Source organism: Bacillus sp. FJAT-29790 (assembly GCF_019039215.1).
Taxonomy (GTDB): Bacteria; Bacillota; Bacilli; order Bacillales; family Cytobacillaceae; genus Cytobacillus.
In genome coordinates, this window is record NZ_JAHNZZ010000001.1 from 2,904,153 (window position 1) to 2,916,333 (window position 12,181).

Here is a 12,181-nt window from a genome sequence, read left to right on the forward strand (position 1 = left end):
TTTATACTGCATATATACGTATCATGGGGGGACAATGAACCTAGTCAAACGCCTATTTGTAAGAAAATCAACATTTACCTATACTAAACTTTTTGAAGTTTTTTCAGTTCACTGCGAAGATAGGCATTTCTATCAGTAATAAATTGATAGATGAAGGCAAGTTCTGAATCAAATTCTTTGATGTAATCTTTTTTGTATGGGTCTTTTAAAATAAATGGACGTATACGTGTGTGCAGTTCCTGGATTCTAGGTTCCATAAAATCCAATGTAAATTGATTATTGAGGATTTTATGGAGGATCCTATAATATAGATTCCTAAACGAAGGGACATCGAGAATTCTTGCCGTTAAAGTATTAAAACCTTCTAACCTTACATAGTCATAATCCATCACATCACCATGAACATCTCTTCCCCAAGTTGCATCGTAATCCCATGGAAGTACTTCATACAATCCTGACTCGCCATTCTTGCACAAGGCATAGTTATGCACAAAACCATCGTAGTTTTGCGTACAAACCACTCCCGCCAGCCAATACAAGTACTTTTCTACATTCAAGTATTTTCCGATCTCCTGTTCAAATTCCCCTCTTAAGAGTGTATTTACTTTAAAAATAAACTCTTGTAAGAGCAACCATTCCTCCTCTTTTCCATATTTTAATTCATACCCTAATTCTAAAGATTGCTTAGGATCCTGTTCATGATCAGTTAATAATGAAAAATTAGCATCTCCATCAACTGCATAGAAGATTGCTTTTACTGGAAGATTCCTTTTTTTAAAATAGTACTCATCCACTGATTCCAACTGCAAATACACTCCTTCCTGCCTGCCATTTAAATTAAGAAATACATGCTCAGCAGAAGGTGCTAAAACTCCAAGGCTTGAAAAGAAATCAAATGATAGCTTGTTTCTTATTAATGAGGGATCTTTATATTCCGCGTTTAAATGTATTTCTTTTGCTCCCTTCCATGTCTTGGGTTTGTAAAATTCAACATGATACGATTTCTTTTTGAATTCTCTAATATGTGAACCCCTATACACAATGTCAATATCATACTTTTTGTTTTGAATGGTTACATTCCCGGGAACAGGATCATCATTCCAAATATCGCTCCTTAAATCGATGAGATATTGAGGATTTATAAATAATTTGTAAATTGGCAGTTCATTGTTATCCACATGGGTCACCCTTTACTAAATACGATATTAAATCGTATGACAAACTTTTAGAGGGTGACACAATCATTTTTAGCCTATTTTCATCGACATACGCAGTAGTCTAATCAAATCATTACTAATATTCGTACTTTATTAGTAGAAATCGGAATGTTTATGAAATACTCACAGTTCCTATTTTTTAAAGATTCCTATTAGTATTCCATTAACAAAAATAATAAGGAGGATTTTACTTTGGTTAAATATAATAAATTAGATATCCAGCATGCAATTAACGAAGTGGCTGCAGCTGGAATGGAGAACTTCCTTTTTCAAGAGCCATTTGCTCAAAGACGTTCACGAAGATCTCGAAGAAGCTCAAGACGTTCTAGTAGAAGGTCAGGCAGATCGCACCGTTCGAGACAATCACGCAGAGGTCCACTATCACGTCGCCGTTCAAGACACTCGAAACGTTCGGGACATTCGAGACGTTCAAGACGCTCAAGACACTCAAGACGCTCTAAACGTTCAAAACGCTCAGGACACTCAAGACACTCAAGACGCTCTAGACGCTCTAGACGTTCAAGACGTTCAAGACGTTCAAGACGCTCAAGACGTTCAAGACGTTCAAGGCGCTCTAGACGCTCTAGACGCTCTAGACGCTCTAGACGCTCTAGACGCTCTAGACGCTCTAGACGTTCAAGGCGTACTGGTCGTATCATACAGCCAATTCGAACTACACCGTTTCAAACACAGCAGCGTTACTGGGAAGACGGAAACATGTGGGAGCTAAGAATGCAAAGATAGAGGAAATAGGAACAGGATCTTGTTATATACAAACTGAAAGCCCCGCCGTCGCGGAGCTTTCGTCGTTTATTAATCATTTTTCGTTAACTGCAATGCTTTTTTAATATCTTTAAAGGAGTTCGATTTTCCGTACATGAGGACTCCGCCTTTATAGACCCTTGCCCCAAAGATTGCCAGTACAACGATGGTAATAATAAGGATCGCAATCCCCAATAAAGGCTCCCAAACTGGCAGGGTGAGCATTCCCACACGCATAAACATTAGCATCGGTGTAAAAAAAGGAATGTAGGAAATAATTGTGATAAAAGGAGTTTCTGGCTGACTAAGACCAAACATAGCAATCATAAAGCCAGCAACAACCACAATTGTCATCGGCATAATCATTTGCTGGACATCCTCAATCCGACTGACAAGCGAACCGAGAAATGCTGCCAGTGTTGCATACAGGAAATACCCGAGAATGAAAAAGATCAATGCATAAACAACAGTAGTAACAGGAATGTCCCCAAATCCAAAAAACTCAAAAAAACCGCCCTGCATTGTTTCTAGGTTACGTTTAATAAAGTAATAGCCGACCAACAAGATTGCTGCCATTTGCGTCAGACTTAGGAAGGCAATTCCGAGGATTTTGGCGAACATTTGTTTAATTGGTGATACACTTGAAATAAGTATTTCCATTACCCGAGAAGATTTCTCTGTTGCGACTTCCATCGCGATCATATTTGCATACATGAGAACAGCGAAATAAATAATAAATAATAGTACATACACGAGGCCTCTTGCCTGATTCAACTCTTCTTCCGTTTTTGCATTTGCTTCAAGGGCAATTTTGTTAAAAACGACTGGCTCGTATAGCTTGCCTAATTGTTCTGTTGTTAGATTGAAGTGTGAAGCTGCAATTTGGGTTTTCATTTGTTGTAGCCCATGCTGCAAATCAGCTGAAATAGAAGAATCCGCAATACTCATCGCTTTATAAGTGGCTTCCGGAAGGTTTTCTTTATTGAATGAAAGAATTAACAAACCTCTGTAATCCCCATCTTCAACAGCTTTTTCAGCATGATCTTCGGTGTTCTCAATTGGCACTAAAATAAGAGCGCTGTTTATAAGCTTCATCTGTTCCTTCAATGGAGTAAATAATTCACCTGTTTGATCCATTACAGCTACTTTCTCTTCTTTCCCATCCTTGTTAAAGAAATTCATTATTTGGGAGATGTTTGTCAAGCCGACAACTAGAAAGAGCGTAATGATAGTGGTAATTATGAATGATTTCGTTTTTAGTTTACTAAAATATGTATGCGCAAGTATAATCCAAAAATTATTCATAGGAAGCACCAACCTTTTCAATAAAAATATCATTCAAAGAAGGTTCTTCAAGAACGAACTTTCGGATAAATCCATTCCCTACAAGATCCTTTAAAATGGCTTCCGCAACATTTTCTCCTTCGATTTGCAGCTGGATTCCCTCAGTAGTCAGTCTAGCTTTTGTCACACCAGGATAGTTTTTTAGAAATTCCAAATTAAAATCAGCGTGAATAACAAGATTCTTTTTTCCAAATGCCCGTTTTATTTCTTTTAATTTTCCTTGTACGACCGGCTTTCCTTTATGCATAATACAAAGATTCTCACACATTTCCTCTACATGCTCCATCCGGTGCGAAGAAAACACAATCGTTGTTCCACTTTCCTTTAAGTCAAGAACAGCATCCTTCAACTGTTCGACATTCAACGGATCAAGTCCACTGAAGGGCTCGTCAAGGATTAATAATTTCGGCTTATGGATAACCGCCGTTATGAATTGAATTTTTTGCTGATTTCCTTTCGAAAGCTCTTCAACCTTTTTATCCGCATATTCCGGCACTTTAAAGCGATTAAGCCAGTAGGTAAGTTCCTTTAATATATCTTGTTTTTGCATCCCGCGTAATCTCGCTAAATAAACAATCTGATCCTTCACCTTCAGTTTTGGGTAAAGTCCACGTTCTTCAGGCAAATAGCCAATAAGCGGACTCGTCGAATAATCAATCGGCTTCCCGTCCCAAGTTACCTTGCCTTCACTAGGATCAATCAGTCCAAGGATCATTCGAAATGTCGTCGTCTTCCCAGCTCCATTCGCGCCAAGAAAACCAAACATTTCTTTTTCTGGTATCGAAATTGAAAAATTATCAACAGCTGTAAACTTCCCAAAACGCTTTGTTACATGCTCAAGCTGCAATGCCATTATTTAACTCCTCCTTTGCCTCCTACATTTACGGATCATCGCAAAAAAAGTTTCAATTTTTTCCACCAGAAGAAATTCTTCTTCCGGATTTCTCCTATTATGTTATTATTTCTTTGCACATTCATAAATGTTATGCAAAAATACATATAACTATCTGAATAATAAAACAAGGAGGAATATCTGTTGAAAATGTATAAATTGACTGCTTTTGAACCAAATGGAGAAAAACTTCTTGATGAGGCATTCCAAGCCGGGAACGATGCCGAGGCAAAAGGAATCGGAGAGCAAATGCTGAAAGAGAAAAACTTACAAGAGAAAACCCACCGTTGCACATCGCCGGCCGGGAAACTGATTTTGTTTCATAACTAATTCTAAAATAAAAAGCAAAGAGTACACCAACTCTTTGCTTTTTTCATTTTGGCCACTATTGATGACTATTTTTCTCTTTTCGAGGAGCTTTCGGGAACATATGACGACTTTATGTGACCGGTTTTACCTTTTTAAGGAGCTTTCGGGCACATACGGCGCTTTGTGTGACTGTTTTTACCCTTTTGATGAGCTTTCGGGAACATATGGCCACTTTGTGTGACCCGTTTTTACCTTTTTAAGGTGCTTTCGGGAACATATGACCACTTTGTGTGACCGCTTTTACCTTTTTAAGGAGCTTTCGGGAACATATGACCACTTTATGTGACCATTTTTACCTTTTATCCCTTTACAAACCAGCCTACATCATTATTTCCCTCTGAAAATCGGCTGTCTTTTTTCTAAAAAAGCTTGGATTCCTTCTAAATGGTCCGCTGTTTTTCGCATTTTATTTTGTCCGGCTTTCTCAAGCTCGAGCACCTTTAACAATTGCGCACTGTTTTTTTCTGCAAGGATTTTTTTCGTTTCAATCATTGCTTGGACTGGGCTGTTCAGCCATTTTTGCAGCTTGGCTTCCATAGCTTCATTCAATTCGCCTTCTGCGACTTCATGGATGAGTCCTGTTCCGAATGCATCGTCAGCAGTTAAAGGCTTCCCTTCCCAAATTAAATGCTTTGCTTTATCTTCTCCGAGGCGCTTTTCTAAGAAATAGTGAGCTCCTCCATCGGGAATCAATCCAATTCCGATAAAATTCATGGCCAGTTTACTTGTCTTTTCAGCTACGATGTAATCGGTAGCGAGTGCAAGACTAAGACCGAGGCCAGCAGCTGCACCTGAAACAGCACTGATCGTCAGCTTCGGCATGTTGTAAAGGGTCATAATTAAATCGCAAATACAATCCATAACAACAGGGAAGTCACTATCATCCCCAGCAGCTAGCATCGTCTTTATGTCTCCTCCAGAGCAGAAAGCCCGTCCTTTTCCAGTTAATACGACGATATCAACATCTTCTAAACTGCTAATCTCCTTTAGAGTTGACGCTAATCCTTTAAGCATCTCTAAATTTAAAGCATTCAATGAATCCGGCCTGTTCATCTCCACTGTAGCTACACGGCTGTTGACATGTAAATTTACGGTATCCGTTACAAATTTAGTCGTCAAAAATAATTCCTCCTCTGTTGTTCTTTTCTTTATTATAATGGGAAATATTATTTTTTGAAGGTTCAAAATCTTTATCAAAAAACAGCCACAAATATCCTGTTTACGGCTGCTAGATTGATAGTCTATTTTTTTGTGTATTCCTTTTGAACCTGTTCTCTCAATGACATTTTCAGGAATTTCCCAACTGACGTTTTTGGAATTTCTTCGAGGAATAGAATATCGTCCGGGAGCCACCATTTTGCGAATTGCGGCTTGAGGAATTCATAAAGCTCCTCTTTATCTGTTTTCCCTTTATAAGCATCCTTCAACACAACACATGCGACCGGCCGTTCCTGCCATTGTTCATGTGGTACCGCCACAACTGCAGCCTCAAATACTGCTTCATGGGCCATTAATGCGTTTTCAATATCGACAGAGGAAATCCATTCGCCTCCGCTTTTAATTAGATCTTTTGTTCTGTCAACGATTTTCATAAATCCTTCTTCATCAATCGTGACAACATCACCTGTATAAAGCCAGCCATCACGGAATGCTTCTTCCGTCCTGTCATCCTTATAGTATTCAGAGGCAATCCATGGTCCGCGAATAGCAAACTCACCCATCTCTTTCCCATCCCAGGCCACTTCGCCATTCTTGCCGACAATTTTCATCTCAAGACCTGGAACAAGAATTCCTTGTTTTGCTTTAATATCAAACTTTTCTTCTGCCGAAAACTCCTCCTGGTAGCTCTTTAAAGTAGAAATGACAACTAATGGACTTGTTTCTGTCATTCCATATGCATGTATAAAAGGAATGTTATGCTTTTGCTCAAAGGCTTTGATCATCCCTTTCGGTGCAGCGGAACCACCACAAAGCACCGCACGAAGGGAACTCATATCATAGGAGTTTTCATCTAGCTCCTTTAATAGACCAAGCCAAATGGTCGGTACACCGGCAGTAATCGTTATCTTTTCTGCTTGAATGAGCTCAGCCAAAAGTTTTGGTGTGAAATATGGGCCAGGCATAACTAGATTTGTGCCGAACCATACAGCAGCAAACGGCAATCCCCATGCATTCACATGGAACATTGGAACGACCGGCATGGCGATATCTCTCTCGCTGACACCTGCACTATCAGCCATTCCTAATGCCATGCTGTGCAAGACAATCCCTCTATGTGAATAAATGACTCCCTTCGGATTTCCGGTTGTGGCCGATGTGTAACACATGCCAGCAGGAGCATTTTCATCAAGGTCATCCGGATATTCATATTCGCCGCTCGCTTGTTCAAGCAATTTTTCATAATGGTATACAGGGGAGAGTGTTGTATCTGGTAGTTCTGGTTCGTCCGTCATAATGATATAGGCTTTGACTGTTTTTAATTCGTCTTGGCATTTCTCGATTAATGGCACAAGATCAGGATCAATTAATAACACTTTATCTTCTGCATGATTAATAATAAATGAAATATGCTGAGGGGAAAGACGAATATTGATCGTATGAAGAACAGCTCCGCTGCATGGAATCGCAAAATACGCCTCTAAATGTCGATGATGGTTCCAGGCAAGTGTTCCAACCTTATCCCCTCTCTCCACCCCGAGCCTTTGAAGGCTTTCTGCTAATTTTCGTGTCCGCTCTGCAATCTCCTTGTATGTAAATCGCTGAATTCCACTTGCTGTTCTTGAAACCACTTGTTTCTTTGGAAAAAACCTTTCCGCTCTGTTGATCATTTGCGTCATTGTCAAAGGTGTTTGCATCATCATATCGATTCCCCCTTTTATTAAAGCGCTTTCATTTAAATGATTCTCTACTTTAATAAAAAGTCCTCTTTATCAACTTTATTTTTTAAAATATACTGATAAATAAAAAAAGTATTTTGGGTTATCCGTAAAAGTAAACACTATTTCCGTAAAAATTTCATTTTATCCGTAAACCCAATCATTAAACAAAAATCCCCGCCTACTCGGCGTGGGATTCTTGTTTATCAAATAACTCACTTAAAATTCTCAGCTTCTCTTCTGTATATTTTTCAAAGCTGTCATTATACGATTTTGGATCTTTCGGATTGGCAAAGTGGGTGATCTTCCCTGTAATTGGATGCAGAAATTTACTTGCCGCACCACAGCCAAGTCCGATAATGGTCTGCTGTTCTTCCATAATCATAATATTGTAGATACTTTCTTGATTAGGGCGTGCGTAACCAACATTCTCTAGATTGCCAAGGATGTTCTTTTGCCGGTAAAGATAGTAAGGGGCATATTGATGCTCCTTCGTCCAGTTTTCAGCCATTTCCATCATGCTTTCAATTTCTTCTCTGCCGGCTACTTTATATTTGTCTTTATTCTTCGTCATTTCAGATGCCCGTTTGAAGGAAAGCGTGTGAACAGTTAGTGATTCGGGCATGAGCTTTTCTGTTTCATTTAGCGTATGTGAAAACTCGGGTACTCCCTCACCAGGCAAGCCGATAATTAAGTCCATATTGATATTATTCATGCCCATGTTTCTGGAAAGGTGGAATTTATCAATCGTTTCTTCAACTGTATGGTGTCTCCCAATCGCTTTTAACGTTTCTTGGATATAAGATTGCGGGTTGATGCTAATGCGGTCAATTTTCCACTTTTTCAAAACCTTGAGCTTTTCCAGTGTAATTGTATCCGGTCTGCCTGCCTCTACAGTGATCTCACGGATGTTTTCTACATTGGGGAAAGATGCGTACATTTCTTCATAAAGCATGTCCATTTCTTCCGCTGTAATGCTTGTTGGCGTTCCGCCTCCGTAATAAACGGTCGTAATTTTTACATTATTCTCTTTCAGCCATGCGCCGATATGACGGATTTCGTAGTGAAGCCCGCCAAGGAAAGAATCCACCGACCCTTGCCGGCCGTTAATGGCATATGCCGGAAATGTGCAATATGCACATTTCGTCGGGCAAAACGGAATTCCGATGTAAATACTGACTTCATTTTGAAGTTCATATAGGTCTGGAACGACAGTAAGCTGGCGGTCAACAATTTGCTGCATAAGCTGAATTTTATCATCCGTAATTAAGTAATCTTCTTTTAATTGGAGATGTGCAGCAGCCTGTGGCGTTTTCTCCTGCATATGGCGGTGCAGCAGTTTTGTTGGGCGAATTCCGGTTAGGATGCCCCATTTTTGCGTTATGCCCGTCCAGTCTTGAAGAACTTTCAAGTATACATGAGAAACGGCATTTTTGATTTGTTTAAACTGTTCTTTTTCTGAATCAGCAGCGATAAATGTATTTTCATAGTACGCTGACTTTTCATTGCCATTTATGTCAGATAATAAAGCCTTCACACGAACAGACTTATCCGTTTCCAATTGAAAAACAATCTTTAAATCAGCATGATTCTGAGACTGCAATGACACTTCACATTCCTCAAAAAAAAGATTCCCTATCAACCGCAGCGGTCGATGAAATCGGTCATCCTGTAAACCAATAATTGATATTTGCAATGTAATCACCTTTTATAAAAAATGTAAAACTACCATCGAAATCTATCTTGATGGTAGTCTCAATTGACATTATTTTAAGCTTCTTTAAGTGTACAGAAGTGCATAATTAAGGTCAATAGATTCTGGAAGTCGAAAGCGGGAATAGAAAACCGGCAAATTAGCCGATTGCTTTTTGAATATTAAAAAAGAGTCGTCCCTATGAGACCAACTCTTTTCAGCATCAAAAATATTATTTTAATAAGTTCATTTTTCTTAAAAATTCAATCGGGTGCTGTTTTCGAAAATGCTCTTTCACCATGTAAGTGACCCCATGATCATTATTAGGACGTGTCACCCAGTCGGCTGCCTTCTTTACTTCCACTGGTGCATTCCCCATGGCGACACCAAGACCAGCGGCTTCAATCATTTCTATGTCATCTAAGCCATCACCAATAACGACCATTTCATTGCGGGAGATTCCTAAATGTTCGCCAAGATACAATAGTCCATTTAATTTTGAAACGCCGGCAGGCATAATATCCAACCGCAGATCGTTTAGTTGAATCGAATCTATGTCTTCGAACATTCCTTGTATCGCTGCCTTCGCATCTTGAAGATCCGTTTTATTTTCAAAATATATTTCGATTTTTGGAGGTGTAACAGGTTCCTCGAGAATCGTGTCACTTAAAGAATCGACAAATTGCTGAGGGTAGAAAATGGGATCCCCCGATGTAAAGACGGTACGCGCCAACATATTATGGTTAAGCTTTGACTTATTGGCGATCGAATATTTCTCATGTACCAATCTGATTTGGCAAGGGAAACCCTCGAGTAAACGGACAATTTCATACGTAACATCCTCGGAAATGCGTTTAACAAAAATGGGCTTTTCTTGTGAGCTGGAAATATAAGCTCCTCTATGTGCAACAAGCAATGAGTTTAATTTTAATGCTTTCGCCACTTTTCTAGCGGAGGGAAAGCTTCTTGCAGTCACCAATGTCACATAAATCCCTTTATGCAGGACATATTCAACTGCTTCTTTTGTTGATTTATGAATTCTTCCATTTGATTGAAGAAGAGTATCATCAATATTTAATGCAAGCAGACGGTAGATCATATTATTGCCCCCTATTCCTGGTGTAAATGCCCCTATTACACTTTTATGAATGGATGAAAAGGAATAGAACAATACATGGACAATGTTGATTTTTTATTTATACAGAAACAAACCGCTCCCGAATTTTCGGAAAGCGGTTTGTTTGATTGGCTGTTTTCGTAAAATTTGTTGCAATTTAACCAAAAAGAGGTGTAGTTGATTTCCGCTCCAGGACGCTCGCTCCAATCAACTTTATACAATACTTATTTAAAAACAACAATCATTTAGAAAACAGCCTTACAATTACACCATCGGGACAATTACCCCATTGTGCCATACAGTTCTTCAAGTGGTTTCATAATAATTTTATTCATTTCGGCAATGATCATGCTCATTCTTTGTTCTGCATCCATCAATCTTGAAATTTTCGGATTCTGTTGAACAAGTGCTACTGTTTTTTGAGCCTGTTCTATTTCCTGCTGAGAAATGTTTTCGCCCATCATTTGTTTTTGCTGTAAGTCCATTTGAATATGACGGAAGTTTTCAAACATTTCTTTTGCAGATGGATCTGCATTCACTTCATCATAGGCTTGTTTTAAATTACTGTACTCAACACTTTGCCTAACTGCCTTTTCAAGATCGTAGGCTGAATCATATAAATTTACTGCCACTATTTACACTCCATTCTAGAGATGAGAGGGGGAATACCATACCCTTTTCAAAAACTGGGTTCTCATCCTCATAAAATTGTTTTTTAAATCACTCTACTATAACAAACTATGTTCGTAAAAGCGATAAGTGACCATTTACTTCATGAAAATTGCAATGAATCCTTGAAAAAGACCGATAATCCCGCCGAGGAGAGCTCCTAAAAAAGTGATCATCTTTAATTCGCTATTTACGATGGAAAGAATCATTTCCTCCAATCGGACAACGGAAAAAGTCTCCACTTGCTGACGAACAATTTCTTGCAGCCGAAGCTTTTCCATTACGGTATCCATTCGGGTTGATAGCCAATTACCTAAAAGGTTCACACCTTTTTCCGCTATTTTTCCAATGATTTCTGTTCGGTAAGCGGCCGTTAATTGTGCTAACGGTGTTTCGAAAAATGACTCCAAGTTTATTACTTTACCTGCATAGTCCTTTATCATGGAGAGAATATTTTCTTTATCAAATTGCTCTTCGATCTTTTCTGCGTCCCATTCAAGAATTTTATCCCATTCTTTTTTTAACAGTGTTGTCACAATATCCGCTGTCCCCTCATTTTCTAGGAACTTAATAATTTCCGGCTGAATTTTATCGGTAAGGTTGATGTTGCCCATAAACATTTGCATCATATTCCCAAGCACACCGCTTCGTCCCTTGATAAAATCATCGGCCATAGTCTGAATCCGTTGCTTCCCTTCGATACTCGAAAAATAATCGATTCCTTTTTGAAGAATAAAACCGCTAATCAGCGGGAGCTTTGAGTCGAATTTTTCAAGCATATTCTGTGAAATAATCATTTTTAATGGTTTATTTCGATATTTCTCCATTAAACTTTCATATTTTTCTTCGATAAATTGATCGAGCCGCTTTTCTACTTTTGCTTGTCCATCCGGTATCCCTAATGTATCAAGCAATTCAGAAGGAGTCTTTTCCGTACGTATGAAATTCTCCATTTCCTTTTGAACTAAACTAATCATTTCATTTTGAAAGCTTTCATTTAAAAATTTCCTCTGAATGCTTTCAGGAGTCAAAAGATGATTAATAACCATCTTCCCCATTTGTTCGGCAAGCTCATCTCGCCGTTTCGGAATTAAGCCTGGAGTAAAAGGAACTCTCCACTTTCCAATATATAAAGTGTTATATGGCCTGAAGAGCATTTTAATCGCAAGGTAGTTTGTGAATCCACCAATTACAGCTCCGAGTACGACCATCGTCAATACAGTCATTGCAATATTCATCTTA

The 12,181-nt window shown here is 38.9% G+C and carries 11 protein-coding genes; 2 read left to right on the plus strand and 9 right to left on the minus strand.

Annotation, left to right across the window (positions count from 1 at the left end; translation table 11 throughout):
* Positions 1-83: 83 nt before the first annotated feature.
* Positions 84-1,178: a CotH kinase family protein gene (locus BGM26_RS13660; protein WP_217040335.1), complete on the minus strand. Its 1,095-nt coding sequence runs from the start codon at positions 1,176-1,178 to the stop codon at positions 84-86.
* A gap of 231 nt (positions 1,179-1,409) precedes the next feature.
* Here BGM26_RS13660 and BGM26_RS13665 point away from each other — a divergent pair, with 231 nt between their 5' ends.
* On the plus strand, positions 1,410-1,961 hold the full coding sequence (locus BGM26_RS13665; protein ID WP_254119282.1) for a CotG/ExsB N-terminal domain-containing protein: 552 nt from the start codon (positions 1,410-1,412) through the stop codon (positions 1,959-1,961).
* 69 nt (positions 1,962-2,030) lie between these two features.
* Here the strand turns inward: BGM26_RS13665 and BGM26_RS13670 are convergent, their stop codons facing one another.
* Both BGM26_RS13670 and BGM26_RS13675 read right to left on the minus strand, forming a co-directional pair.
* Complete coding sequence (locus BGM26_RS13670) at positions 2,031-3,284, minus strand: ABC transporter permease (protein ID WP_217040336.1); 1,254 nt, start codon at positions 3,282-3,284, stop codon at positions 2,031-2,033.
* Entirely contained in the window at positions 3,277-4,176 is a 900-nt protein-coding gene (locus BGM26_RS13675) for an ABC transporter ATP-binding protein (RefSeq protein WP_217040337.1), read from the minus strand. The genes BGM26_RS13670 and BGM26_RS13675 overlap by 8 nt, the downstream gene beginning before the upstream one ends.
* A gap of 183 nt (positions 4,177-4,359) precedes the next feature.
* Between BGM26_RS13675 and BGM26_RS13680 the strand changes: the two genes are divergently transcribed.
* A complete protein-coding gene (locus tag BGM26_RS13680) occupies positions 4,360-4,545 on the plus strand; it encodes a YhzD family protein (protein WP_217040338.1) in 186 nt (61 codons plus the stop codon).
* 366 nt (positions 4,546-4,911) lie between these two features.
* Here BGM26_RS13680 and BGM26_RS13685 read toward each other — a convergent pair whose 3' ends face one another.
* From BGM26_RS13685 to BGM26_RS13710, 6 genes are all read right to left on the minus strand, one after another.
* On the minus strand, positions 4,912-5,703 hold the full coding sequence (locus tag BGM26_RS13685) for an enoyl-CoA hydratase (protein ID WP_217040339.1): 792 nt from the start codon (positions 5,701-5,703) through the stop codon (positions 4,912-4,914).
* A 122-nt stretch (positions 5,704-5,825) separates the two neighbouring features.
* Entirely contained in the window at positions 5,826-7,442 is a 1,617-nt protein-coding gene (locus tag BGM26_RS13690) for a long-chain fatty acid--CoA ligase (protein ID WP_217040783.1), read from the minus strand.
* A gap of 199 nt (positions 7,443-7,641) precedes the next feature.
* On the minus strand, positions 7,642-9,156 hold the full coding sequence (locus tag BGM26_RS13695) for a coproporphyrinogen III oxidase (protein ID WP_217040340.1): 1,515 nt from the start codon (positions 9,154-9,156) through the stop codon (positions 7,642-7,644).
* Positions 9,157-9,385: 229 nt separating this feature from the next.
* A complete protein-coding gene (locus BGM26_RS13700; protein WP_217040341.1) occupies positions 9,386-10,252 on the minus strand; it encodes a Cof-type HAD-IIB family hydrolase in 867 nt (288 codons plus the stop codon).
* A 299-nt stretch (positions 10,253-10,551) separates the two neighbouring features.
* On the minus strand, positions 10,552-10,902 hold the full coding sequence (locus BGM26_RS13705) for a YlbF/YmcA family competence regulator (protein ID WP_217040342.1): 351 nt from the start codon (positions 10,900-10,902) through the stop codon (positions 10,552-10,554).
* Positions 10,903-11,037: 135 nt separating this feature from the next.
* Positions 11,038-12,177: a DUF445 domain-containing protein gene (locus tag BGM26_RS13710; RefSeq protein WP_217040343.1), complete on the minus strand. Its 1,140-nt coding sequence runs from the start codon at positions 12,175-12,177 to the stop codon at positions 11,038-11,040.
* Between the last annotated feature and the right edge of the window lie 4 nt (positions 12,178-12,181).